21 protein-coding genes are annotated in these 26,220 nt (G+C 35.5%); 12 read left to right on the top strand and 9 right to left on the bottom strand.

Annotated features, from left to right (window positions below; all coding sequences use genetic code 11):
- Positions 1-373: 373 nt before the first annotated feature.
- Both ACN5L8_RS00795 and ACN5L8_RS00790 read right to left on the bottom strand, forming a co-directional pair.
- Positions 374-523, bottom strand: coding sequence for a hypothetical protein (locus ACN5L8_RS00795; RefSeq protein WP_162929598.1), 150 nt, complete (start codon positions 521-523; stop codon positions 374-376).
- A gap of 31 nt (positions 524-554) precedes the next feature.
- On the bottom strand, positions 555-785 hold the full coding sequence (locus ACN5L8_RS00790; RefSeq protein ID WP_115362368.1) for a hypothetical protein: 231 nt from the start codon (positions 783-785) through the stop codon (positions 555-557).
- Positions 786-918: 133 nt separating this feature from the next.
- On the opposite strand from ACN5L8_RS00790, the gene bfr reads away from it, so the two are divergent.
- From bfr to ACN5L8_RS00775, 3 genes are all read left to right on the top strand, one after another.
- Entirely contained in the window at positions 919-1,395 is a 477-nt protein-coding gene (bfr, locus tag ACN5L8_RS00785; protein ID WP_115362365.1) for a bacterioferritin, read from the top strand.
- A 78-nt stretch (positions 1,396-1,473) separates the two neighbouring features.
- Positions 1,474-3,165, top strand: a complete 1,692-nt coding sequence (locus ACN5L8_RS00780) for a FecR family protein (protein WP_419172024.1) — start codon at positions 1,474-1,476, stop codon at positions 3,163-3,165.
- A gap of 1 nt (position 3,166) precedes the next feature.
- Positions 3,167-3,607 (top strand): hypothetical protein, encoded by a 441-nt coding sequence (locus ACN5L8_RS00775; RefSeq protein ID WP_419172023.1) that lies wholly within the window; start codon positions 3,167-3,169, stop codon positions 3,605-3,607.
- On the opposite strand, the gene ACN5L8_RS00770 is transcribed toward ACN5L8_RS00775, so the two are convergent.
- The 4 genes from ACN5L8_RS00770 to ACN5L8_RS00755 all read right to left on the bottom strand — a co-directional run bounded on the left by ACN5L8_RS00770 (position 3,604) and on the right by ACN5L8_RS00755 (position 6,874).
- Complete coding sequence (locus tag ACN5L8_RS00770; protein WP_419172022.1) at positions 3,604-4,962, bottom strand: ATP-binding protein; 1,359 nt, start codon at positions 4,960-4,962, stop codon at positions 3,604-3,606. The genes ACN5L8_RS00775 and ACN5L8_RS00770 overlap by 4 nt on opposite strands.
- A gap of 63 nt (positions 4,963-5,025) precedes the next feature.
- Positions 5,026-5,985 carry a hypothetical protein gene (locus tag ACN5L8_RS00765; protein ID WP_419172021.1) on the bottom strand — a complete coding sequence of 320 codons (960 nt, stop codon included), beginning with the start codon at positions 5,983-5,985 and terminating at the stop codon, positions 5,026-5,028.
- Positions 5,986-6,041: 56 nt separating this feature from the next.
- Positions 6,042-6,458, bottom strand: coding sequence for a DUF6691 family protein (locus ACN5L8_RS00760; protein WP_120404726.1), 417 nt, complete (start codon positions 6,456-6,458; stop codon positions 6,042-6,044).
- Complete coding sequence (locus ACN5L8_RS00755; RefSeq protein ID WP_120404725.1) at positions 6,455-6,874, bottom strand: YeeE/YedE family protein; 420 nt, start codon at positions 6,872-6,874, stop codon at positions 6,455-6,457. The genes ACN5L8_RS00760 and ACN5L8_RS00755 overlap by 4 nt, the downstream gene beginning before the upstream one ends.
- A gap of 123 nt (positions 6,875-6,997) precedes the next feature.
- On the opposite strand from ACN5L8_RS00755, the gene ACN5L8_RS00750 reads away from it, so the two are divergent.
- From ACN5L8_RS00750 to ACN5L8_RS00740, 3 genes are all read left to right on the top strand, one after another.
- Positions 6,998-7,615, top strand: coding sequence for a Crp/Fnr family transcriptional regulator (locus ACN5L8_RS00750; RefSeq protein ID WP_419172020.1), 618 nt, complete (start codon positions 6,998-7,000; stop codon positions 7,613-7,615).
- Between the two features lie 115 nt (positions 7,616-7,730).
- On the top strand, positions 7,731-8,051 hold the full coding sequence (locus ACN5L8_RS00745; RefSeq protein WP_419172019.1) for a hypothetical protein: 321 nt from the start codon (positions 7,731-7,733) through the stop codon (positions 8,049-8,051).
- 358 nt (positions 8,052-8,409) lie between these two features.
- Positions 8,410-17,328, top strand: a complete 8,919-nt coding sequence (locus ACN5L8_RS00740) for a tandem-95 repeat protein (RefSeq protein ID WP_419172018.1) — start codon at positions 8,410-8,412, stop codon at positions 17,326-17,328.
- Here the strand turns inward: ACN5L8_RS00740 and ACN5L8_RS00735 are convergent.
- Positions 17,325-17,843: a lipocalin family protein gene (locus tag ACN5L8_RS00735; protein ID WP_419172017.1), complete on the bottom strand. Its 519-nt coding sequence runs from the start codon at positions 17,841-17,843 to the stop codon at positions 17,325-17,327. The genes ACN5L8_RS00740 and ACN5L8_RS00735 overlap by 4 nt on opposite strands.
- Before the next feature lie 149 nt (positions 17,844-17,992).
- On the opposite strand from ACN5L8_RS00735, the gene ACN5L8_RS00730 reads away from it, so the two are divergent.
- The 5 genes from ACN5L8_RS00730 (at position 17,993) to ACN5L8_RS00710 (ending at position 24,061) form a co-directional block, all read left to right on the top strand.
- Positions 17,993-18,352 (top strand): hypothetical protein, encoded by a 360-nt coding sequence (locus ACN5L8_RS00730; protein WP_419172016.1) that lies wholly within the window; start codon positions 17,993-17,995, stop codon positions 18,350-18,352.
- Positions 18,353-18,523: 171 nt separating this feature from the next.
- A complete protein-coding gene (locus ACN5L8_RS00725) occupies positions 18,524-21,499 on the top strand; it encodes a hypothetical protein (protein ID WP_419172015.1) in 2,976 nt (991 codons plus the stop codon).
- A 15-nt stretch (positions 21,500-21,514) separates the two neighbouring features.
- Positions 21,515-22,414, top strand: coding sequence for a hypothetical protein (locus ACN5L8_RS00720; protein WP_419172014.1), 900 nt, complete (start codon positions 21,515-21,517; stop codon positions 22,412-22,414).
- Positions 22,415-22,435: 21 nt separating this feature from the next.
- Positions 22,436-23,113 carry a hypothetical protein gene (locus ACN5L8_RS00715; RefSeq protein WP_419172013.1) on the top strand — a complete coding sequence of 226 codons (678 nt, stop codon included), beginning with the start codon at positions 22,436-22,438 and terminating at the stop codon, positions 23,111-23,113.
- A 6-nt stretch (positions 23,114-23,119) separates the two neighbouring features.
- Positions 23,120-24,061, top strand: a complete 942-nt coding sequence (locus ACN5L8_RS00710; RefSeq protein ID WP_419172012.1) for a hypothetical protein — start codon at positions 23,120-23,122, stop codon at positions 24,059-24,061.
- 2 nt (positions 24,062-24,063) lie between these two features.
- Here the strand turns inward: ACN5L8_RS00710 and ACN5L8_RS00705 are convergent, their stop codons facing one another.
- Positions 24,064-24,858: a hypothetical protein gene (locus tag ACN5L8_RS00705; RefSeq protein ID WP_419172011.1), complete on the bottom strand. Its 795-nt coding sequence runs from the start codon at positions 24,856-24,858 to the stop codon at positions 24,064-24,066.
- A 71-nt stretch (positions 24,859-24,929) separates the two neighbouring features.
- Between ACN5L8_RS00705 and ACN5L8_RS00700 the strand changes: the two genes are divergently transcribed.
- Complete coding sequence (locus tag ACN5L8_RS00700) at positions 24,930-25,322, top strand: fibronectin type III domain-containing protein (RefSeq protein ID WP_133296947.1); 393 nt, start codon at positions 24,930-24,932, stop codon at positions 25,320-25,322.
- 2 nt (positions 25,323-25,324) lie between these two features.
- On the opposite strand, the gene ACN5L8_RS00695 is transcribed toward ACN5L8_RS00700, so the two are convergent.
- Positions 25,325-26,146 (bottom strand): hypothetical protein, encoded by an 822-nt coding sequence (locus ACN5L8_RS00695; RefSeq protein WP_419172010.1) that lies wholly within the window; start codon positions 26,144-26,146, stop codon positions 25,325-25,327.
- Between the last annotated feature and the right edge of the window lie 74 nt (positions 26,147-26,220).

Raw genomic sequence — 26,220 nt, 5'->3', positions numbered from 1 at the left:
AAGGACTGAGTGTCCTTTTATTTTGTCTATGCGCCCCTATTTAAGGCACAAGCTATACGAGAGAAAGACCTTCTGGTCTTTCGGTTCGCCAAAGGCGCTAAAAAAAAGAGACTTTCAGTCTCTTTTTTTGTCTATGCGCACCTATTTTGGGCACATGATATTCGAGAGAAAGACCTTTAGGTCTTTCGGTTCGCTAAAAGCGCTAAAAAAAAAGAGACTTTCAGTCTCTTTTTTTTGTCTATGCGCACCTATTTTGGGCACATGATATTCGAGAGAAAGATCTTCAGATCTTTCGGTTCGCCAAAGGCGCGATCATTAAAATTAAAGCTTTATATAAGAAAAAGGCCCTCAAAATGAGGGCCTTTTTTATTGGTTAATATTTACCGTTTTTATAAACGTTTTCATATGAATCTTGAAATTTATATGAGTCGAATTGTTTCTTAGAAGAAGGTCCTCTATCAGGAGTACTACTACAAGATACTAAAGTTAGTCCTAGAATTGCTAATGTAATAATTTTTTTCATATTAATTTCCTTTAATTATTCAAATTTAAATCTATTCACACATTCCTTTCTTTACAAAAGAATCCTTAATTTTCATGGCATCACCTTTCGTATACCAATATTGGCTATGGGGCTTTTCATGAATTAAGATACGATAATGATTCTTTGATGGGTGCTTTTGAAGAGCACAACTACCTTCTACTGAAGCAACTCCCCTGCTCGGCGAACTACCACAAGACACTAGCGTAACTCCCAAAGTTACAATTGCTAAAATTCTTTTCATTATTATCCTCCTACGTACATTTTCACGTACTATTTTTATCGGTTATTCAACTTCTTAACTTTAGTAAATGAGTCAAATATTATTGTATTTTAAAATTTCGACGAATCGTGTATGCTACTAAAAAGGAGAAAAAATGAAAGGAAATCAAGAAGTTATCGATATTTTTAATGAGTTACTAACACAAGAGCTATCGGCAATTGATCTGTACTTTCTCCACTCTCGTCTCTTCCAAGATATGGGACTTACAAAGCTCTATGAAAGAATTGATCATGAAAAAGATGATGAAACTATTCATGCAACAAAGCTAATCGAGAGAATTATCTTTTTAGAAGGAATGCCAGAGCTAGGAACTAGACTTCCGTATAGGCCATCTCGTGACGTTAAAAAGCTTATTAGTGATGAACTTGAATATGAGCTTGCTAATAGCAAAAAGCTAAAAGAGGCCATCGCACTTTGTGAGAAATATAGTGACTTCGTATCTCGCGATATCCTTTTAGAGCTATTATCAGATACTGAAAACGATCATATTGATTGGCTTGAAACACAACTTTCTCTGATTGAAAAAGTCGGAATTGAGAATTATCTACAAACAGCTAGTGAATCCGTTTAAGAAATATTAAAAAACATTAAACATTCGTTGTTTTTTTACTTATAATTATGAAAACAATTTAAAGAACACGGATGTTTTATGAAATTTAATTATCTACTTATCTTAACTCTCCTATTGGGAGTTCACTTCAACAGTTACGCTAAATTTGCAAAAGTAGTCTCTATCAGAGGAAAAGTCTCTCAACTTCCTCCTGGAGCGATTCAAGCTTCCTGGGTCAAAAAAGGACAATTAATCAAAGAAGACACCTCGATTGTTACGAGAGTGCGCTCCTTTGTGAAAGTCCAAATTCTAGAAGATGGAAGTTATATTACTGTTGGTCCAAATACAAAAATAAAAATTGCAAAGATTGAAAAGAAAAGTGGAAGTATCATCCAGCTCTTAAACGGTAAGATGAGAGCAAAGATTAGGCCACAGGATAAAAAAGTAAAAGGTCATAAGGCATTTAATAAAGTCTATATAAAGACGAAAACAATGGCACTAGGTGTTCGAGGTACTGAGTTTATCACTGTTGCTAGTCAAAAAAATAAAGCGACATCAGTTATTACATTAGAAGGTGAAGTAGCTGTAAAAAAAATCAACGAAGAAAGAGTTGATATCGAAGAAACAGTCAAAGAAAGTCTTGATCGTGATGATGTTACACTTGTTAAAAAAGGTAGCGCATCCACAACTTATGACCACCTCTACGATGAGACTCCAGCTCAAAAAGTTAACCCTAACCAGCTTATTGCCTTAGAGAAAAACGAAACACTTGAGACAGTATCTGCAAAAGAGATTCAAAAAGCTCCAGAAGCAAAGCTAAATGAAACGCAAGTTTCATATCTTTATGGTAAGGATACAAAAGTAGACGAAATTCCAAACAACGGTGCCATAGTGGATCTCGACTCTGCCATTTTTATCCCTGAAATTAAAGATGAGTCTTTGAAAGTTGGTGATATTGACAAGAATACAGGACAATTCATTGCGGCCAATAATGTAAAGCTAGATGAGAAGAAAGGTTTTGTTGCTGTAAATGAGAAAGATGAACAAGCAAAAGAAGTAGCGAAAAAACTTAATGAAAAAATTGAATATAGAGAAGTTAAAGGTCACGAAGTTGTGGATCATGGCACTCCTCTTTCAAGAACGTCTTATTTAACAAATATGCACAATAGGTGGTCTGCAAGCTTTGGCATGGGTGCTCGCCGAATGGGCTATTACTCAATGGATAATAACGACAGCAAAAGTAACTACGTCGGTGCAGGAATAACGGCCGCTGTTTACTATCAACAAGTATTTAATAAACGTCTTTATGCTCGATATAAGATTGGCGTTGATTCAATCTATATGTTTCGTGATGATCAAAGACCAGAGAATAAAGATGATGACTTTATTTCACCTGAACTTGCTGCTGATATCTACTATCGTCTAAATTCTGAGTTAAGATTTAAAGTAGGATACCATCTACAAGATGAATTTTTCCTAACAGGACGTTTCGAAACAAGCTTAACTCCAGTATTAGATCAACGTACACAATTTATTCCTTATATGACTTTTGGAGTTGCATACGACTATAGTGACAATTGGACGTATCTGATTGACTATCGATCTTATATGCCAAGCTCTGATAGACCAAATATTAATGTCTATACAGGTAAAGGATTTGAAATCGGAGCAAGAAGAAAACTTTCTTCTTCGACAGCTCTACTCTTTAATCTGATCCATAGAGAATTCCTAGCTCAAGATATTAAAGTTAAAAATCTTGATCTAAATGTTAACTATGAAATGGAGTTTTAAAATGAAATATATACTAATCTTAGCGGCATTAATCTCACTCACGTCATGCTTTAAAACTGATACAGATGGAAATGTTTTTCTTTTTGAAAATGATAACTTTGCCCAATTAACTTTACGCTTTAGCAATATAAACGCTAATGTTTATTTTTTTGGAATTAATAACGAAGTATCTAGCCCCTCTAATAGCGTTACTCCTTTTACATCAAAGCAACATTGGTGTTTGGAGAGAATCAATTACAAGATAGATTCTGGGCCGTTTACACCCAGCTCACCTTGGGAAATATACATTAATGGAAGCACTGATGCCATGACATACAATCCAGGTGATTATATCGGAAGAGAGATTCACCCAGGAGATCAACTTGTTATTTCATTTAACTGTTCGGCCTGTGCATCAACAAGCGGTAGTTTTTGGCTAGAGATGAGTAATTGTAATAATTAAAGATAGATATCAAAGCAGGTATTGTCTTGGAAAGGACCTAATTTAATTCGTCCTCCAATCTTTTCAATATCTGCTTTCACTGATGCCAGACCAATTCCTCTATCGCGTCCCTCTTTAGAACTATAACCATATTTAAAAGCATTCTGTGGCTTTTTAAAGTCACTATATAATCCACTATCAATATATTTGAGATGAACTTCATTAGAGGAGTTATTTACTTCTATTTTAATCCATTTCAAGTCTTCACCTAAGGCTTCAATTGAGTTCTTAATAAGATTGATGAGAGTATTCTTTACGACCTGGCAATTAACATCGACTTCATGTTGTGGTGGAATGTAATCAATATTTACGTTATCATACATCTTTACGACGTCATTAATGGCCAAAGAAATGGGACAGAAGTTTTCATCTTCTTGTCGATACTTATTTAGAATATCAATGGCGTTCGTTGTTGCCATATATAATGAGTTTACATCTTTATCAATATCCAAGTTTCTTTGATTTGACTTGTCTTTTATAATCCTTCGTAGACGCGTCCAAGTATGCTGTAAAGGATTAGATATATCATGGAGAAGCTTCGCTTCTTTTTCTCTTTGCTCTTTGAAGTCATTATTTATTTGATTAATTTCAACTCTTTGAAGTCTTGTGTATTCTACAATATCTGTGAGGAAAAATAGTGGAATCCAATATTGGAAATCAAAAACAAAATAACTTAAAGTATAGAATACATTGGCAACACTTAGTCCTAGTCCAATCTTCATTGCCAAGTCGTTGGTCTTTAAGGCTTTATAGAAAAAACTAAAGTAAATCAACCAAACGACAATAATATAACCACTTTGAAAACCTTGAAGAAGACTACTTACTTTGAAAGGAACCTGTATTTTTAAAATCTCTGAAGTCGTCTCATTGATAACATTAGGGGCCAAGCAGCAGCTTCCTCCTCCTTCAATAAAATAAAATATGATGTGAGTAACTGATACAAAAATAGCAGAGAAAATCACTATTTTATAAAAAATACGAGGGCCACTAGATTCTTTAAAATAATAACTTAAATTATTCCAATAAAGTAACTTCGAAACACAGCCAAAAGTTAAAAGAAGTAGGCTAACAAGAACTTTCTTATCAGAATATATTGGAAAGAAATACTTCGCTAAAACTAAAAAACATACAACGGACTGAGAAAACGCCATAAGATAAGTTTTCACTCGATGTTTTGATTGTCCTTGGCCTATACGTTTTAAATGAAGACCTGTGATGGCAAGAGACAGATAGTAACAACCGGCGGCCATTGCCAAAAAAGCAAAGCCTATATTACTCCAAAATTGTGAATCTAAAATATCTAAATAACCAAACATCTTGTCGCATATTACTATTTGCCAAGCGATTAAACAATATCTTTTGAAGATTAAGTCTTTAAACTAATTTTTCTTTTTATGATTATTTAAAGCTTCTATAATGCGGCTATTTTGCGTTGATATATCATTAGCATCATCTAAAGATATAAGAGAGTTTCTCTTTAATCGATTCAATTTCAAAGAAGAAAATTGTATCGGATTTGCAATATCATGAATAACCATTCGATATGATTCATCATGCGAGCGATATTTCTCTCGTGACTGTGAAAGCTCTAGCTGTTGTAGTCTTGTATACTCTATAAGATCGACGATAAAATAAAGAGGAATCCAATACTGAAAGCCAAAAGCATGGAAACTTGTCGTATATAAAATATTAAGGACACTTAAGAGCAGGCCAAAAATCATCAAACGATCACCTTGCTTTAGTGAGATTAAGAAAAACCTTATATAAACTACTGAAACCGCCAATGTGAAAAAAGCAACTAGGCCACTAAAGGACTTATTAAGAACAAAGGGGATCTGTACTTTTAAGATAAAGTTACTTGCATTACTTTTAATAAGATTAGGCCCTAAGCAGCACGTATGCACATCATAAAAGGCCATCCACAACAAATGGATAAGACACAGAGAAATTGCACCAAAGACAATTGATTTATATACCCATCGCATCACTTTTGGTTCATCAAATACTTTTGATAAGTTTTCCCAGTAATAATAGCGAGCTGTGTATGTGCAAATAAACATCAAAAGTGTCGTTGCAACTTTAGCTTTTGAATAGATAGGCATAAAAAAGTGAGCAATTATAAAGAAGCAAACAACAGCTTGAGCAAAACACATGATAGATGTTTGTATTTTTTTATCTGGTTCTTTATTCGATAGATTTTGTAATGATAGGCCAGAGATACCCATCGATATAAGATAGAAAGAAGCACCTACTGTGATGCAAATATAAATGATAGCTGACCAGAGTTCGGGAACACTAATACCGGTTCCCGCTAAGAATGTATTTAAATACTCGTACATACACTATAGAATATATGCGACGAGTAAAACTAGTCAACTATCATTATTGATATTTTCTATTTAACTATTTTTGTCACTACAAATTGCCCAATAAGCATTGAGGCAATAAATGCGAAGATTTGTGAATTTAATTGCACAATATTCACAAGAGCAGGCCCTGGGCAAATCCCAGCGACTCCCCAACCAATTCCAAATAAAGCTGCACCACTTACAAGCTTCTTATCCACCAACTTATTAGTAGGCATATGAAATTGTGAATCACATACTGGATTCTGTCTCATTCTAATAAGGTGAGTTGCTGCAAGTCCTATTACAACTGCTCCTCCCATAACAAAAACAAGAGCTGCATCCCAAGGAGTTTGAGACCCTGCTATATCAAGGAAGCCGATAACCTTTTTAGGATTCACCATCCCTGAAACAGAAAGTCCAATTCCAAAAACAGCACCAGATAATAAGGCCATTATATTTTTCATATCGTTGCTCCTAATTGTCCCATAATAAATACTGTTATTGCTCCAGTTAACATGAATGTAATTGTGGCAATAAAAGATCTCTTTGATAGTCTTGCTAGACCACAAACTCCATGACCTGAAGTACAACCAGAGCCTAGTTTTGTACCCACTCCTACCAATAGCCCAGCAATAATGGCCCTAGGAAAGCTAAGATTAATATCAAAACTGAAGAACTCGGGACTAATAAACTTAATTAGAACTCCTCCTACAATGAGCCCCACAATAAAGAAGACTCGCCATCCCTCTCCTACAAATGCCTTATGACAGTTAAAGAGAATCCCTGATATACCAGCGACACGTCCATTAAATAACAACAACATTGCCGCAGAGAGTCCAATTAATATCCCCCCTACTAAGGGCCATAAAAAAGTATCCATAAACCACCTTTATATTTTTGAAATCTACTTCATTTCAACATCTTAATTATATATAATAAATGAATACATACTTTGATGACCATCAAATAACACTTAAATTAGTAAGTGCAGAAATTTAGGAATATGATGCTTGAAGAAATATTAAAACAACTTCCAAATAAATTAATCAAAGAATACTCAAAAGGAGATCCAGTCTATAGCGAAGGTGAAGCAGCAGACCTTCTCTATATTGTACAGGAAGGTATCTTTGGTCTTTACTTTAATACACCGAGTGGAAAAGAGAGCTTCTTAAGAGTATTCACCAAGGGTGATATATTTGGTCATCGCTCATACTTTAGTAATTCTCCCTATCATGCAAATGCTGTTTGCTTGAAGAAGGGAAAAGTTCTCATTATAAGCCGTGAACAATGTGACAATATTTGCTTAACAAACCCAGCGCTTTTAAAGCAGATGACAAAGCTTATGGCCGAAGAATTAGGTGCAGCTGAAACAAGGCTTGCGGGAATGGCAGATAAGTCAGTTAAGCGCAGGATTGTTGAAGCACTAACCTATCTCAAATTAAAAAACCCCGATCATACATGGACAAGAAAAGAAATCGCAGACTTTGCTATGAGTACATTTGAAAGTGTTGCCCGCGTCTTAACAGAACTAGAGGAGCAACAGCTCATTCATAGAGAAGGGAGAAGAATTGAAATACCAGATGAAGCTAAATTACTACAATTTGCAGTAGAAAATTATTAGTTTTTTGTTAAGTTACTCACTATAAGAGTAGATAGTTTACATACAATATTGACGAGTAAAAAACCTAAAGTTAGGATGCGGCCATTACTTCACTTTCCCACAATAGGAGCTAATAATGGCACACATCTTAAAAGCAACACTTATCACAACTACGATCCTCACATCATTTATGACAAATGCATGCTTAACTGAAGTGAGCAATGAACTTCGTTATGAATTAAGATCTGATAGACCCTTAGAAGTGACGTTAGAGACGACATTAGAGGCCGGAAAAAAATTACTTAACGACCGAGGCCATGAACTAAACTCATTTAAAGAAGACAAGTTAATCTATTCTGCAGTTGGAAGCTTCCACTCAGGTTGGTTTAATGCTGCCGTTGCAGTTAACCCAAAATCATGCGAAATCGATTATATTGGTTACTTCGCAGCTGAATAAAATGACAATATGACCTAGTTTCAAGACATTTTTGAGACTAGGTCAATAATATTTCCTCAAAAACGCTAATTCTTATCTAAAATATAAATAAATCCTCATACTAAATAAATCACGTCTATGAATTTGCTAATTAGCAAGTATCTGAATATTCATAAAATCTAAGCTAAACAACACAGATTATTGCCACAAAAATCAATGACAACTGTAGAAACAGCTACTAAGTAGCTGTTTACACGTAAACAGGTAGATTATGTATAAAATGTTAAGAAATCAGTAAAAAGAGACGAAAAGTATTGAGCAACAATTATCGTTAACTAAACAAACAAAATCAGTACGTTGGCGGAAAAAGGAAAGATAATTGAAGAAACTTAGTCTTGGTGTAGGAGTTATCCTCACTATAATATTCACTTTTTCTTATTGGATTTTTTCATCAAATGAAAAAAGCGCAGGAAATTATAGTGAGCTCGCAAAGAGGACAGGGCTAAAGTATGAACTCGTTAAACCTAAAGTAAAAAAGAAACTTTATAATAGTATTGGAAAAAGAGGACCTTCCTCAATACCTTCATTATATTCAAACACAGATGGTGCAAGTACATTAGAGGCCGATCTTGGTGATAGCAATATTTCAAAACTGGCCCCTAAGAAGAAAAAAATTAAAATAAAAAAACGTAATCCATCTACATACACTGGATCATCTTATGCACCGCAAGCTGATTACTTTGATCCAAATTATGCCAAAGCAATCAATGAACAAATAAAAGACAAAAAAAGTCCTTCAAAAGACGAAGAAGAAAAAACTTATACTTATGCAAAGTCTGTTCAAAGCACCGAAGAAGAATCATCCACTGAAAGTGAAGATGAAGCTTCTCAATCTTCAGGCTCTAATAATAACGTTGTCGTTATACCAAAGATTCAAGGTGAGATACCTCCCCTAAATGGACTTATCACAAAAACAGACAATGGCCTCTTTAGCAGTAACGTCTATGCAGCAGTAACATGTATCGATCCACGTATTGAATTATTCGACTTAGTAACAATGACTCCACTAGAAGATAATCCAATTACTTTCAATGGAGTTGATCAATCAACAGCTTTTTCTTTTGATGTAAGAGAGCTAGGACTAGAAAGTTCAACACCGGCCAGATACAAGGTAAAAATAACTGGATGTAGTGAAGAATTAGAAAAGGTTGTTACAAGCTATTATCGTCCACAAAATATTACGGCCGTATCAAGTCTATTAGCAAAAATAACTAATACAGATATTACTTACAATCCAACAGAGGAATTTGCTCTTTATCTTGAAGAAGCAGAAGATATTATTACAAATAAAATCGATCAGTCTACTCTAGACTATGCAACTGTTTATTCAGAATTAGAAAATAGTACTGATGTAGCAACTGTTTTTGCAGAGATTACAGAAGGTGAAAATGTACAAATTCTAAAAGAAGCAGCCCCAAAAATCCAATCATTAACAATTCCTGAAATTCTTCACGAAGATCTAAATTCAGATCTAGCTAATGATGAAAGAAATGCGGGATTAAATCCAAATACATTTACAACAAGTGCAGTTCACTGGGATACTGATTATACATTGGCCTATCAATGGATTCTTAACGATGGAACAACAACACAAACTGTTTCAAACTCGAATACATGGCTCTATATCCCACCTGCTGATTCTGCTCCAAATGTTACAGTAACACTAAGAATCGGTAGAAAGAATGCTGGTGATGCTAATGTTGATACAACGATACCTCACCATGAGTTCAGTTATTCTTTAGATGTTGTCTTATATAATGATGCTCCAACACTTGCTGCAAACCAGGCAGTAAATGTTACAGAAGATACAGTCCATAATTTTACACTAACTGAAGGTTATGATGTAGATTCACCTAGCATAAACTATATTCTGACTTCGACACCGACAAATGGATCACTTAGTTGTGTAACGGACACTAATAACTGTACTTACACTCCTAACGCCGATTATGTTGGCCCTGATTCATTTACTTACAAAGTTAACGATGGTGAACTAGATTCTACTGAAGCAACGGTTGATCTTACAGTTTTAAATGTAAACGATGCTCCAGTGGTTGCTGCAAACCAGTCATTTACTACACCAGAAGACAATCCAATATCTTTTACTATTAGTCAGGCTAGCGACATTGATAATACTCAAGCTAGCCTATCTTATAAGATAACAAATTCAACAACAAATGGAACGATAACAAATTGTATTACAACTGGAACATATGGCCAAGATCTAACATGTGACTATACGCCAAATGCTAATTTCAATGGTAGCGACAGCTTCACATATGTGGCAAATGATGGAGCTCTTGATTCTGCTACAAGTGCAACGGTTTCATTCACAATCACTCCAGTTAACGATGCCCCAACACTTGCTGCAACTCAGGCCGAATCAACTGATGAAGATACACAATTAAGCTTCAACCTAAATGCAGGAAGCGACATTGAAGGAACGACATTAAATTATACAATTCTTTCTTCGACATCTAACGGAGTCCTTAGCTGTTCTCAAGGGACATTAAGAGATTGTACATACGATCCAAACACTAACTTCAACGGAACGGATTCTTTCACGTATAAAGTAGATGATGGTGAGCTAGACTCGACAACTGCAACAGTAACAATCACAGTAAACTCAATTAATGATGCACCTGTTATGGCAGCTGATCAGAGTATTACAACAGATGAAGATACGGCCATAAATTTTATATTAAATGGAGCAACTGATGTTGATGGTGATACATTAACTTATAAGGTTGTAACACCTCCAGCAAATGGAGTACTTTCTAATTGTATTACAACAGGTAGTTACGCAAGTGATATTGATTGTACATACACGCCAAATGCAAACTATAATGGCAGTGATTCATTCACTTACATCGCATTTGATAGCATCACAGATGCAACGACTACTGCAACAATTTCGTTAACAATAAATCCGATTAATGATGCTCCAACACTAGCATTAACACAGACAGTAAGTACTAATGAAGACACACCACTTAACTTCACTTTAAATGCTGGGGCCGATATTGAATCTGATCCACTTGACTATATTATTGTTAGTGGCCCAGCTGATGGAACACTTTCTTGTACTGGTGGGACATCACGTGATTGTACATATACTCCAGACTTGAATTTCAATGGTTCCACTACATTTACTTACAAAGTAAATGATGGAGCACTTGATTCAACAACAGCGACAGTAACAATAAATGTTACATCTGAAAATGATGCTCCTGTAATGGTTGGTGACCAATCAGAAACAATTGCAGAAGATAACGTTCTAACATTAACTCTTAATGGTGCAACAGATGTCGATCTTCCGGCACAAACTCTACAATATAAATTAATTACCGCACCAGCTAATGGAACACTTACAAATTGTATTGCAACTGGCTCATACTCGACTGATGTGACTTGTACTTACACTCCAAATCTAAATTTCAACGGAGTTGATACCTTTACATATCGTGGTAATGACACATTAACAGATTCATCAACAGATTCTACAGTGACAATAAATGTAACACCTGTAAACGATGCTCCAACCCTTGCATCTACTCAATCAGTTACAACTGCTGAAGATACACCACTAAATTTCAACCTCAATACAGGATCTGACATTGAAGGTTCGACACTTTCTTATATCATCGTTTCAAATCCTGCTGATGGTACACTTTCTTGTACAGGAGGAAATTCAACGGCCTGTACATATACACCAGATTTAAACTTTAATGGCCCTACTACATTTACATATAAAGTAAATGACGGGGCATTAGATTCAAACATTGCAACAGTTACTGTAAATGTAACAGCTGTAAATGATGTTCCAGTAATGGGAGCTAATCAAAGTATTTCAACGAATGAGGATACAGCTGTTAATTTCACTTTAAATAATGCAACCGATGTAGATGGTGATGCATTAACTTATAAATTAGTAGCAGCTCCAACAAATGGAAGCCTAACAAATTGTATTACAACAACTTATGGAACTGACTTAACATGTACATATACACCTAATGCTAACTACAACGGAAGTGATTCATTTACATATATCGCAACAGACGGTACAGGAACAGCTGTCACAAACGCTACAGTAAACCTAACAATCAATCCAGTTAATGATGCTCCAACATTAGCGGCTTCGCAATCAGTATCAACAAACGAAGATACTCCTCTGACATTTGATTTAACAGCTGGTGCAGATATTGATGGTGATACTTTAAGTTATATCAAAGTAACAAACCCTGCCTCTGGAACAGTAAGCTGTGTAGGTGGAACATCAAGATCATGTACATATACTCCTGCATTAAACTTTAATGGTACGACTTCATTTACATATAAAGTAAATGATGGAGCTCTTGATTCAACAACGGCAACAGTTAATATTACGATAAACTCAATTAACGATGCTCCTGTAATGGTCGCTAATCAATCGTTTACAACAGATGATAATACTGCTCTATCAATCACTTTAAGTAACGCAAGTGATGTAGATGGAGATCCTCTTACATATAAAATTGTTTCATCACCAAGTAATGGAACTCTGACAAACTGTATTACGACAGGATCATATGGAACAGACCTTACTTGTACTTATACAAGTAATGTGAATTTTAACGGGACAGATACATTTACTTTTATTGCAAATGATGGATCACTTGATGCAGTTACACCGGAAACTGTTACAATCACAGTAAATGACAAAACTCCATCAGCGCCTCCAGCTATTGCTCTAACATCAGCTACATATACAAATTCAACTGTTAATACCATGACAGTAAGTAGCTGTAGTGATATTTCACAAGTTCTAATAAATGAAGGTACTCAACCTACTGCTGGTGATGCTGGCTGGGTAAGTTGTACAACAACAGCAAGTGCAACTACTTACACTCTAGCCTCTACAACACAAGGTTTACACATCTTAAAAGCATGGTCTAAAGATCCTAATGGTAACGTTTCAACGTCATCAAATGATCTCTATGTTTATTACGATACAATTAATCCAACTTTAGCACTAACCACACCTACTATTCAAAAAGGTGGTAATTCAATAAATCTAACTTGGGATGCGACAGATGCAAGTACATCTTCAAGTCAAAACTTTAGCGTTGATTTTTACAATGGATCAACTTGGTCTAGCCTTGGGACAACTGCAGCTATTAATGGCCCAATATCAAGTCAAACTTTTACAAAGGCTTGGACAGTTCCATCAATTAACACGACCACTGCACGCTTTAGAGTTAGCTTTACTGACCTAGCAGGAAATTCATCTACTGTGCAATCGAATGTCTTTACAATTGACTCTATTGCCCCTGCTCTAAGTTATAGCTCTCCAGCAAATAACTCTTATCACCTATCAAGTACAACGATCACTGGTAATTGTGAGGCAGGTAGAGATATTAATATATCAGGAGATATTCAAGCCAACTTTACAATAGCATGTTCAGCTGGAACGTTTTCACAAACTGTTAATTTCTCTGATGGAGACGGTTCAAAGGTTGTAACACTAAATCAAGTTGATGCTGCTGGAAATTCTACAACTATTTCACGTACTTTCATTAGAGATGAAGTTGCACCAGTTATGACAAAAACAGCTGGTATATCACCAGACTTCACTAATCAGAACACGCCTAATGCATGGTCTGGTACATGTGAAGGTAATTATACAATCTATGTTACAGGTGATGAAACAACATCATTTAATTGTTCATCTGGAACATGGTCATGGACACCGTCTCCAAAAACAGCAGATGGTACATATGTGTATAACCTTGTTCAAACAGATGCTGCTGGAAATACTTCTTCTCCAGCACTCTCACTATCTTGGGAAAGAGATGCGACTCCACCAGCATTTCAAGCGACTGTACCTTTTGAAATCAATATTGGTCAGAACCCAACTGAAATTAGATATACTGATAGCATTACTGTTTCAGGTTCATGTGAAGGAAATAATACTATTGCAATATCAAATCAAGAAACAGATACGATCAGTTGTTCTGCTGCGAACTGGAGCTGGACTTCTCAAACGTACACGACAGATGCAACAAGAACATTTACATTTACACAATCTGATTCGGCAGGAAATACATCAACTCTTTCTTATACTTGGACAAGAGACTCTAACTTTCCTGCTCTTGCAATTGATACTGCTACAATCAAAAATAACGGATCAACAGCAACTTTCACAGGTACATGTGAAAATGGCCTAACAATAAATATCTCTGGGGCACAAACGACGACAACGACTTGTTCTTCAGGAGTATGGTCTTGGACGACAGCAACGACAGCTGCTGATTTATCAAATAACTATAACTTTGCACAAACAAACGCATCAAGTAATACGACTAATGTAAGCGGTACTTGGATTAGAGAAACTGGCCTTCCAGTTGTAACATCAATCTCAACGACGGAGCCAGATCCTTCACCAACTAACTTTATTCCTTATACTATTAATGCGAACTCACAGAATTCAAACGTCTACATCACTGAATTATGTCTAAAGACAAATGATACAACTGCACCGGCAGCTGGAGATGAATGTTGGTTAGCGCTTAACTCTCCATCAATAGGTATGTCACCTGCTGCAAATGTAACGATCGTAGATTTTTCACATTTACTTGGATGGCAACCAGCAAATTATAATGTCTATGCATGGGTAAAAGATGAAGCAGGAAATATTTCAACAAATACAACAACATTAAATACTGATTATAATGCGATTGGATATACAAAATTTGATCCACCATCAATCTGGGACGTTGCAGCTGCAAATTCAGATACAACATCAATCCCTCCTACTCGTTTAGACTCATCAGTTCCAACAGGTTCTGACGTTTATATTAGATGGAAAGTTGATGATATTCTGGGACTAGATTCAACAGCAATAAACTTATACTATACTCAAGATGAAAAAACTTTCACGGCCATTGCTGGTGCCCAAGGGATTGCACCTCATACTAATCACGGCTGTCCAAGTATTACCCTAGATACAAATGAGGGTTGTTATAAATGGACAGGTGGTTCACCTCTAGCAACGTCTTATAAAATACGTGTTAAAGTAACAAATACTTCAGCAATTAGTACCCAACTAATTTCAACACCTCTTAATGCTGATAAGATCAAAATTATCGCTGGTAACACTGAGGCCGGACTTGGTGGTGATGCTCGTACAGCACTTTTCTTCAATAAAACTGTTGGAGACTCAGTTGATATCAATTCACTTGTCTTCACAGATGATGGAAATATCTATTTTGCAGACTACAAAAGAGGGATTCTTACAGTTGATCCAGCAGATGGTAAGCAAAAACTATTCATTACAACAACAGGAACGAGTACAGGAGACGGTGGTCCAGCTGAAAGTGCAACACTTAGATACCCTTTAAAAATTGCGCTTGATTATCAAGGTCGACTTCTAATTTATGACTATAATAGAATTCGTCGTGTTGATTTAAATATGGATAACCCGACAATTGAAACTATAATTGGTGGTGGCTCAAATACAGCAGACACTGTAACAAACCCACTTGATCTGCAATTAACTCATAATGGAACATGGGAATATCGTACAAACGCGATGTTATTCACTCCTCTTCCAAATGGTGACATCTGGTTTAATTCTGAACGAGCTGAAAGTATTGAAACAGCTGGTAGTTTCAGAGTTAGAGTCTATAAGGCATCTACAGGACAAGTAGAATCACTATATCTTGGAGGGACTGGTGATGGTTGGCAAGCGACTCAAGACTTATCAAAATGTCGAATTGGTTACATTGGTTTAAAATATAATACTAGTACTTCAGTAATTGAAGGAATGACTGGTCACGCGTATCACCATAAGAACTTCCCTGGATGTGATATGTACACATCGACTTCAGATTATACATACGCAAGAGTATACTTTGACCCTACAACCGGTCAGGCAATTACTCCATTTGATAATAGTTACCGTTGGTATCACTATTACAACTACACAGGAATGGATGGTAATTCATATGTTACTGTAGCAAGAAGTTATGTTAACAGAAACAACTTTGATGGTACATATACGAGAATACTTGGTTCTGGTACACGAGGAGAATGTGCAGATGGAACGCCGGCCACTTCTTGTAACATGGATATCTATTCTGTCTTTGTTACTAAAACTGGAAAAATATACTTTAACGATCGTGGTAGAATTAGAACACTTGATGGTGATGGAAATGTTGTCACAATCTTTGGTCAAGGCTATGGATACGGAGATGGAGTCAATGCCGTTAACGCAAGATTTGCAGACATATCAAGAGTTGTAAGACTTAATACTGGTGATATTGTCGTTAACGATACAAGATCTTATTATATTAAACAATTCACACCAGACGGGAATATCAATATTGTTGCTGGTAACGGTACAATTGCTTCACAAGATACGACGACTCAAGCTGATGTTCAGCCAGTTAGAAACGCATACTGGATGATGGTTGATCGTGCTACTGGAAATATTTATTCAGATAGACATACTCACTATGGACGTATGGCCATGCTTAATCGAGGCACAGGACTTTGGGAAGATATCCTATATAATACAGGGGGAACTCCATATTACGATCCAACGTCTGATGGTATGATTGGGGCAGATATTGATACTGATGGTAATAATAACCGCGGACTTCCACTTGGTTTTGCAAATGGACAACTCTTTATGAACCGTATGAGTTATAACCCGACAACACAGCGCTATGAAGACTTCATGCTTAAGAAATATGATTCAACAGATAGCTACCGCCAGTCTCATATTATGGGTAAAATTGGATATGAGAATTCAGGTGAAAGTTGTTCTGCTCTACAATCAGGACCAGTAGATGGGTCAACATGTTTCTATGAATACTGGGATGACTTTAGAAATATTTTCTACGATAGTAATGCCAACCGCTATATTATGGCAAAAATGTATCGTGGTGCCCAACGTCGTGTTATTGCACTTAACAGTAATGGAACAGTTGAGCAGATTGCCTACACTCCTAGAAATATCGATGATGGGTTTACATACGCAAGAAGATCGGGTGTAGACTATATGTACTATTGTAATGGTTCACGCTTATATGCCCACAACCTAACCACAAATACAGACCTAGGAGCGCTACCTTGGACAATGACAGGGTTTAATTGTCGAGGTGTTCAATTTGACTATAATCCAGTGAATGATTCAGTCATCTTCCCATTTGAACAGAATGGTTTATATGGAGTTGCTGAATACTTCCTAGACTAGTCCCACTTATGATTTACATCAACTAAGTCTTTAACTGAGTAACCTAGCTCACTTACCTCTCTCGTGACTTTCTTGATAATAGGTTCAGGATTACGCCAATCTCTGGCCATTATCCAAAGATACTTCTCATCAGGAACACCAATAGCAACCCACTGATAATCAGGATCCATTGCAATCACAAGATAATCAAAATAAAGTGGCCAAAATGGAGAGACTTCCCAATGAGCATTCGTTTCCTTATTAATAATCCAAGCTTTTTGAGGAATCTCTTTTAACTCACCTTCAAATGAATCTTCATTAAATGAGAAATCGATATCAATACGTTGTTTCTCTTTATTCCATTTATAAATCTCAAGAGAGTTATGGGCCCCTTCTTCAAGAAATGTGGCACGGGCACTTAGAACATACCATTTTCCCATAAAACGATTAATATCCACGTAATCAACAGTCTTGTTATATGTTGTTGAACTACATGAGACTAAAAAAAGAAAAGAGATGAGAGTAAATAATTTCATAAGTTATTCTATCCATTGATTACAGCAATTATCAACTTAATATTATCAATGAGTTATACAGTTATTTTATCAGGTATTTACACCTGTTTGACATATCAAACGAACTAGAATATTTGAGTCTAATTAAATTGAAAACAACGAGGTAATATATGAAAAACGTAGTTATGGCATTAGTTTGCGCATTCTCACTAAACGCAAATGCAGGAATTAGTATTGGCTTCCCTGGAGATATTAGTTTCCCTGATATGAGAGATATTGAAGAGTCACAAAGAATATTTCAGGAAGCAGTTGAAACACTTATTGAAAGCGAAGAAGTCGCTTCTGTAGTTTCTGAAGTAGAACAAGGACATCGTTCAACTTGTGTTGCATTAGAAGATAAGGCTTCAAGAGGACTTATTTGGTTTAAGTTAAGGTACCGCTGTGAAGGTGAAAGAGATTTTACTCTAACTGTAAAATCACGCCTTAAAAAAGATAGTATTATTGTAAAAGAATATACAGTTAAATTATAAAAAAACCGACTAGTTAAAATTTGGCCTTTTATAAAAAACGAACAAATCTAGTTTAAAATCATAAAATAATCCAAATATGCTGATAACGGTCATGTACAAATTTAATACATGGCCGTAAATAGTCCAATTTGATGAATAAATTCAACTGAATAAAGCTATTATATCGGCGCTATGAAATTTATAAATACGTCCCTACTCTTTTTAAGTCTATTACTACATACTTTAGTATCAGCTTCGTCTCTAGATATCAGCATGCTACCTGATAAAACAGTCTCTCCTGGTGAAATCTCAATTCAAGTACTACCATTTAAATCTAGAAATGATGCTAATTACGATATTGAGTTTGAAAGTAATCAACAATGGAGAACAGAAGGCCCAACAAATGCCAATCTCAAGGCTGGTGAATTAAATTACTTAACTTTCTACACATACACCCCAAGCTTTGCTGATGCCGGTCTCATACATGAACTTAATATTGTATTTAGAGACACAATGACTGGTGAAGAAATTAAAACAAGCTTAAGCTTTGTCATTGCAAAGAAACAAAATCTTGATTTCTATAATCCCGATCGTAACCTAACAACAAACAAGAAGAACTATCGACTAAATCTAAAAATAAAAAACACTGGTAACGCTAGAGAAACATATCAATTTAGCATAGAAAACTTAACTCCTGATGTTGCCATAAATATATCAAAGGCACCAATTGAGATTGACGCTAATGAATCAAAGTTAATTCCAGTACAGGTAAACTTTAAAAATCAAACAAGTACATATGCTGCATTTATCATTAAGGCTAGGACAAATGGTAGTATCACACGCTTTGAGAAGAAGTTTCAAGTAAAGTTTGTAAACTCTGCTAACAATCAAGATCGACAAGGAAATTATCTCGATACAACACTTACCATAACAAATGACTATATGAGTATTGATGGTAAGGATTCCAACTTGAGTTCAGTTATTTTGAATTCTAACGGGGCCCTGTCTGATTATGTATCACTCTCAAGCTATATCCAAGCAAATATGGTGAATGGGCAATACTCTGATGCTAGAGGAACGTTTCATTTTGATGGAGACAAGTGGAGATTTAGTGCAGGAGAAAATGTAGACTTAGATATTGATACAAATATTGGAAACGATACGAGAGATGGTTTTGCATATACTCGAAATATATTACCTAATCTACAAGTCGGAACTCTAATCGGTGTAAATGAAGATGATGAGCTAAATACCGCGGCCATGATTCAATACGACCCACTCCCAGGTCAGAGAACATTTGTCATGATCAATCAAAACACAGACACTGGTGAAACGTCAGGCTCAATTGGTTATCGTGGAGTATTTAATCCAAATGACAAATTAAGCTTTGCTCCATCACTTACAATTGCTGATGATCCACAACGTGGAGTAATTCAAGATTATAGGACGGCCCTTAATTATATGGTCAGAAAGAACCTACCAATAGCTATCACTTCAGGTTATAAAAATGATCGCTTCCAAGAAGTCATTTATAATAATGCGGGCCTTTCATATAATTTTGAAGGTGTTCTATTTGAGTTAGAAAGAAGCGATGAACTTATTAATGATCATTTTGAAACAGGAAGTGGTCAAAGAGAGTTAAGAAATAGCAATAACATCAGAATAAGCTTTCCTATGGGAAGTGGGCTTGAATCAAGCTTAAATTATCAAGATATTAAAAGTAGCGAAAAAAGTGAAAAACGAAAGTTCATCACTTTCTCCATGAGAAATAAGAAACTATATGCTGCCCTAAGAGCTGGAGTTGCAGATGTAACATATAGTGACGATGCGATCTATCAGGGACAGAGTTATAGTAATGAGCCTTTTATAACAGTAAATGTCAGCTACCAAACCCCAAAAATAACATTAAGTGGCTCATTAGAGTATGAATCATTTGGTGAAAATTCATATCAAACAAGAAGCAATATTGGGGCACATTTTGATATAAGTAACCGTTACTTTAATGGTAGCGCATATATTAGGGCCGGCCATGAACAAGGACAAAGAAAAGACTATGTAACACAGACACAAACTGACCTCGATTATATTGAAGCTGGACTTCGTACTGATACAAATAATGACTTCACCCTTGAGGTTTATGCAAGAGCTGAAAATGATAACTACTATGATGAAGTTGACTACCAAGTCGGTATTCGTTTTCAATACCGCTTTGGAGCAAAGACACCTCGAAGAGTTGAAGATGCATTTGGTGGTAAGAAAACCGGAGAGATCATAGGTCGAATTTGTATTGACGAGAACCAAAATCAGAAGTGTGAAGAAGATGAAGACGGTGTGGCCGACTTAAATATCTACAGCGTAACAGGAAGTGCAGTAACTGATAAGAATGGTAACTACAAAATCAGTGAGCTCAAGCCAGATATTGATCATATCTCACTAATTGAAAGACAAGTAACAGCAAAATCACTTATTTCTAAAGTATATAATAAAGGTATTAAAGTGATAAAGAATAGTCAGGTTCGTGTTGATTTTGCACTAGAACAGATTTCTACATTTAAGGTCTTTTCATACATCGACATTAACCGCAATGATGCCTACGACAAAGACCTTGATAGCTTTATGAATAATGTCGAATATCGTCTCATTAGCAGTACCGGAGAAATCATAGCAGCAAGTGGTATCGGTATCTATACAACGAATTATTCAAAACTTAAAAATGGAAGATATAAACTAATTGCAACTGTAAACGACTCTAGCTACGAAGAAGTACAAAGAGAGATCATTTTGAACTTTCCAGAAGATAATATGGCAGTTAAGAGCATTGCATATGAAGTCATAGAAGCCACTGATCTAAGTCAAGATGAGTCAATACTAACTGATTTTGATAGTAATATTCTCTCGGCTCCAAACTATGAGGCCATCCTTAATATCGACACAAGCCTTACACAGTTAACAAGACTGGAAAGCATCTCAATAAAAATCAACGACACACCTATTGAAACTCAAATAGAAGAATTCTATCCAGGAAATTGGTCTGTAAAAGTCGACTTAAGAAGTATACGAAATGAGCTTAAACGTGATAATAAGATTCAAATTAAAGCAAAATTCTCTAACTCTGAGATGCAACAAGTAGTCGTTAAAAGAGAAAGAAGTTTATACTTCGTGCAATAATTTTTTAGGTAAGAAATGAAAAAAATAATATTACTTATAATGACAATTACAACATTTTCAACTCAAGCATGTATCGTACTTCTTGCAGATGGAAATGGTAAAAAGGATCACCCTGCAATAAAGCATTATCTTGAAAGTTCAGATAAGACGAGAAGTATTGTTATTGAAAACCCAACAGATATGAATTGCAAGTTCTCAATTCAAAAAAGAGAATTAATTCAATCAAGAGATGGATCATATAGCTTCCTACCAAGCCAACCAGGAATAAAAATTGAAAGATCACTAACTCCATTCATGAGTTTACTTGATGAAAGTGGAAGACAAGTTTTTGATATTGAAATGCAGTTAGCTGCAAAATCAAAAGCAACATACAGTTTACAAATAGATATACCTGAACAACTTAATAATGGAAGTTATCATGCAGGCTTTGAGATAGAGTTTCCACAAGCATCGACTTCCATGGTTCTTGGAGAAGTATATTATACGACAAAGAACTCTCAAGTTTCTCCAATGTTAAAGTTTATAAAATACAATTCTGAAAACAAGAAACTGCTATCGGCTACTTCAAATAAAGGTAATGCATATACATTCTTTAAAATGAAACTTATCTATACTGATCCACTTACAGGATTTGAAAGTAAAGGAGTTACTATTGATAAAGAGTTCTATCCATTTGAGTTAAATATTAGAAACCACCTACTTCCAAATAGAAAAACAATTATTACAGAATCGTCACTATCGGGACATCTGAAATTATTAAGAAAGCAATTTAGCGAGAAGTTTCCTAATGAAGTTTTTCCTGAACACCTAAACCTCACGATCATACCACTTTACGGTATTGATCATGATGAATGGGTGAATCATAAGTCTATACCACTAAGTTTAAAGTCAATAATGATTAAAACAAACAAATAAGTTCATTAAAAGGAGAAAATAATGAAATTTATGAAATTTACAATTGCGGCCATGGCACTAAGCCTTAGCACATTTGCAGCAGACTCAAGCGCAAACGGTTCAATCACTCTATCTGGTCTATTTTCACCAAAAGTAAGCAGCATCAAAATTGCACTTGCTGATTGTGGAAAAGATGTAAGCCTTAATGATTGTGATGCAACTCTTGCTTCAACGACTTTTGGTACTTACAGTCAAGATGCAACTCTTGACCTAGGAACATTTGATGGTGAAGAAAATATTAGATACGTCAAATTTGAAATCAAGTCTCAAATGCTTCTTTTTAAAGGTGACTATCTAAAAATTGCTAAGTCACTTACCAGTTCAACAAATGACATCGCTGTTACTCTCGAAAAGATGGTTTTTGTATCAGCAGGATCTTCAGTATTTGGACAACAAACACTAGGTAATGCAACAAGCAGCCTAAGTGCCGGTGATGTAATGGTTAGCTCAGCTCAAGAAATTACTTCAACTAGTACAGAAGTGTATAACTCAAGCTCTGATGCTCCAGGTGTAGCAAATGGAAAGGTTCTGTCTGCACTAACAAATGCTAACGCATTAACTGTTCGCGGTATCCTTGCTGTTGAAGCTGGTGACGAAGCAACTTCTTCTACATTCAATGCAGAAATCAATGTTGCATTCACAGGCGTAGACGGACTATAAGAATAAATGATTAAATGTATAGCTTTCATATTCTTTATACTAACCGCTTTACTTACAACAAGCACTCAGGCCAGTTGTAATAAAGGCGGTAGTTTCTCATGTGAGAGCTATACAGATAATCCTCTCTACGGCCTTATTCTTAACCCATGGACAGTTTACGAAGGTAGATATTCATGTACAGCATGGCGCTCAAGGTTTTACAACTACGACATCGAAGACTTCGTTATCACTCGTGGAATGACTTTAGAGATAAACTTTAAAACGACCTCAAGTGCTGAGCTCACAATATTTGCTGAAACGACAAATGGAGTACAACATGTACAAAGAATCAGAGACCATGTCGTTTACGATGCAGTAGATGGGAAACGCTGGCATTGGCAAACCTATCGCGTATCACTTAATTCAAAAGAAGGTGCCACACTAGAGCGATTTCGAATTAAGATAGACTCTGGAATAAGTATCGACGACTTTAGTTGGGAAGTTACAAATACTGTTAGTACACCTGGAAGTGAACAAAGATACCTTGAATTAGTTGATCAAACATCATTCCAGTATTCTTTAACTCAAGATGATCTATTTACCAATGAAGCAAGAGAATGGAACTTAAAATTACAGGGCACACTAGCTGGAAATGATGAAGTCCTTCTAGGTCTTAGCCCTAGAAATATAAATCCGATCTTTACACCAAGTTGTGAAGAGATTATCGACTATAACTTCCAAGTTTCTTCTTCTGAGGAAGGAAGTGATTCTTTTAGTGTTGAATGCTTAGGAGGAAGGACTCCACTTAGCGATAATTACATCTACATAAGAATTAGAAATAATACAGCAAAGAGCTATTGCTCACCTATACAATTTAATATTAATACTACTTTTAATTTAAATATATCGGATGAGATTGAATCGAAGGCCTACACTGAGACCTTCGATATAATATCGACATTTAACTAGAGCTATTTTAAAGAAACACTTTTAACTTTTTTTGGATTGAAAATCCCGAGAAACTTATTAAGAACCTCACCTGCAAACGACTCAATATTGTCCACAAATGTGGCCTTTTTAACCTTATCGTAACAAACAGTATTATCAACAGAAGCTGAATCATAAATAGATTCGGCCTTATCCGTATCCTTTTTCTTAATTGGGAAAGGAACTCTCTCATCCTTTAATTCGATAGAAAAGTCCTTTGCTACTTGGGCCATTTTAGCAATAGCAGTATCAAATTCTGAATTATTCAAACTATCATTAATATCCACTCGGCTATGAATATCATCCATTACATCTGCAATGACTTTATCACTATCCTTACAATGTGAAAGACCTAGTTTTATTTGAGAGTGAAATTGACTAACGTAAGAGTCAACCTTATCAAGGCCAAGCTGAACATCGTACTTATAAAAAGTTTTTGCTCTTCTTGATAAGCTCTGACATTCCTGATTGCTTCTTTGACCTGGTCCACATTTTTCAGCAAAGTGCTTTCTTGTATCCTTTAAAAATACAATATAATTACTCACTCCACTAGAAAGCTGTTTCTTATCATGATCAGTCATCATAGAAAAGGCAGTGGCCATAACCTCGTTCTTTTCCTTCTTTGAAAGTGAGCTATAATTACAAACTTTTTTGTAACTATTAAGTTTTGAGAAGGCCGCTTTATAAGAATCAAAGTTTGATGCATAGGCACTGCTTCCAACAAATAAAGCTGCGGTTAATAAGAAATGTCTTGTGTATTTTATTGTTTTTCTTTCCATAGTTAACGTATCGTTAAATTTTATTAATAACTTTAATAAAGTTTATTGTAATATCAGCCGAATAGTTCATTATGAAAAACTTCAAGATTTTAATGAATATGACATTTTTAGTACTACTATCAACTATGATTGCCTCATGTAATGGAGGTGGTGGTAGCGGCAGTGAGCAGGAAAATACTGGCACAAAGCGGATATCACTAAAGTTGAATTGGACTCCTCCATCAGAGCGAGCCGATGGTTCACGTCTTTATCCATATGAAATTGGTGGATATGAGATTCTATATCGCAAGAATAGTAATCCTGATTGGAACTCAATTGTTATCTACGACGATCAAAGTTGGGTTTTAGACAAATATGAAATAAAAGATCTTTCAACTGGAACATATGAAATAAAAATGGCCACCTTTGATATTGATGGCCGATTTAGTACCTACTCAGACCCAGTCAAAGTAGATAAGTATTAATATTATTTTAGATAATCTGTGTTAATACCATAAGCATTGATAATATGCTCATCAGGAGTGTCGCGATAAAGTTTTAATTTATTCTTTTCAACATGCTCCTGCACATAATCCTCATAACAATCACTTACTTTTAGTACTTCATTCGTAAAAATACCTTGCTCATCAAAAGCATATCGTTCAGCACGATATATATGCTGATTACGATTCTTTTCTTTGATTTCATATATCTCATACATCTTTTGAGTTTCATATTCACTTAACTCTTTCATTGGCCCTACATCTAATCCAAATAGTTTTTGAAAGTGCTTAAAAGCATTATAATAAATCATATCCACCTCGTATTCTTGTGGAATTAATTTATCAAGAGCATGAGTTGCTTCATGTACGAAGAAATGGGCCACTAGGCCAAGTTCATCTTCAAATCCGATATAGATTGTAGGTACTGTTGTTGTGAAATCAAAAAGTGCAGATGTTCTAGAACCTAATCCCCTTCTTTGTCTTTCAAAACTTGTAAGATTTGAAATTTTTAATTTACCTTGATCTAACAAAGGCATTAATTGATCAATAACACTCTTACCTTTTTGAGTTGTTGCAACGAGTGCAAAAAGCTCATCTAAAGAATAATTTCTCTTATTTAAATGAAAAACTTGGGCATTGCGTTTTATCTCACACTTGGCAACATCAACCTTATTATCCTGTGGACGATGGCGATATCGTGGATCATGGTCCAAATCTGGTCCACCGAAACCTCCAAGGCCACCAAAATTACCAAAACTAGCAAATGTTGAAAGATTTAACGCCATTAATAATAGATATTTATTCATTGATTCCCCCTATGTATGTTCCAAATTACCAGTACTTATCAAATATTTCAGTGAGTTTGAAAGATCTACTAGGC

The organism is Halobacteriovorax sp. (assembly GCF_048381875.1).
Taxonomy (GTDB): domain Bacteria; phylum Bdellovibrionota; class Bacteriovoracia; order Bacteriovoracales; family Bacteriovoracaceae; genus Halobacteriovorax_A; species Halobacteriovorax_A vibrionivorans.
The sequence above is the reverse complement of the archived record's forward strand: the minus strand, read 5'-3'. Positions and strand labels throughout refer to the sequence as shown.

Coding starts and splice junctions, on each gene's coding strand:
- ACN5L8_RS00745 (WP_419172019.1), top strand. CDS start 7,731: ATGGCACACATCTTAAAAGCAACACTTATCACAACTACGATCCTCACA.
- bfr (WP_115362365.1), top strand. CDS start 919: ATGAAAGGAAATCAAGAAGTTATCGATATTTTTAATGAGTTACTAACA.
- ACN5L8_RS00695 (WP_419172010.1), bottom strand. CDS start 26,146: ATGAATAAATATCTATTATTAATGGCGTTAAATCTTTCAACATTTGCT.
- ACN5L8_RS00720 (WP_419172014.1), top strand. CDS start 21,515: ATGAAAAAAATAATATTACTTATAATGACAATTACAACATTTTCAACT.
- ACN5L8_RS00730 (WP_419172016.1), top strand. CDS start 17,993: ATGAAAAACGTAGTTATGGCATTAGTTTGCGCATTCTCACTAAACGCA.
- ACN5L8_RS00765 (WP_419172021.1), bottom strand. CDS start 5,985: ATGTACGAGTATTTAAATACATTCTTAGCGGGAACCGGTATTAGTGTT.
- ACN5L8_RS00780 (WP_419172024.1), top strand. CDS start 1,474: ATGAAATTTAATTATCTACTTATCTTAACTCTCCTATTGGGAGTTCAC.
- ACN5L8_RS00755 (WP_120404725.1), bottom strand. CDS start 6,874: ATGGATACTTTTTTATGGCCCTTAGTAGGGGGGATATTAATTGGACTC.
- ACN5L8_RS00790 (WP_115362368.1), bottom strand. CDS start 785: ATGAAAAGAATTTTAGCAATTGTAACTTTGGGAGTTACGCTAGTGTCT.
- ACN5L8_RS00760 (WP_120404726.1), bottom strand. CDS start 6,458: ATGAAAAATATAATGGCCTTATTATCTGGTGCTGTTTTTGGAATTGGA.
- ACN5L8_RS00715 (WP_419172013.1), top strand. CDS start 22,436: ATGAAATTTATGAAATTTACAATTGCGGCCATGGCACTAAGCCTTAGC.
- ACN5L8_RS00735 (WP_419172017.1), bottom strand. CDS start 17,843: ATGAAATTATTTACTCTCATCTCTTTTCTTTTTTTAGTCTCATGTAGT.
- ACN5L8_RS00750 (WP_419172020.1), top strand. CDS start 6,998: ATGATGCTTGAAGAAATATTAAAACAACTTCCAAATAAATTAATCAAA.
- ACN5L8_RS00710 (WP_419172012.1), top strand. CDS start 23,120: ATGATTAAATGTATAGCTTTCATATTCTTTATACTAACCGCTTTACTT.
- ACN5L8_RS00705 (WP_419172011.1), bottom strand. CDS start 24,858: ATGGAAAGAAAAACAATAAAATACACAAGACATTTCTTATTAACCGCA.
- ACN5L8_RS00775 (WP_419172023.1), top strand. CDS start 3,167: ATGAAATATATACTAATCTTAGCGGCATTAATCTCACTCACGTCATGC.
- ACN5L8_RS00725 (WP_419172015.1), top strand. CDS start 18,524: ATGAAATTTATAAATACGTCCCTACTCTTTTTAAGTCTATTACTACAT.
- ACN5L8_RS00700 (WP_133296947.1), top strand. CDS start 24,930: ATGAAAAACTTCAAGATTTTAATGAATATGACATTTTTAGTACTACTA.
- ACN5L8_RS00770 (WP_419172022.1), bottom strand. CDS start 4,962: ATGTTTGGTTATTTAGATATTTTAGATTCACAATTTTGGAGTAATATA.
- ACN5L8_RS00795 (WP_162929598.1), bottom strand. CDS start 523: ATGAAAAAAATTATTACATTAGCAATTCTAGGACTAACTTTAGTATCT.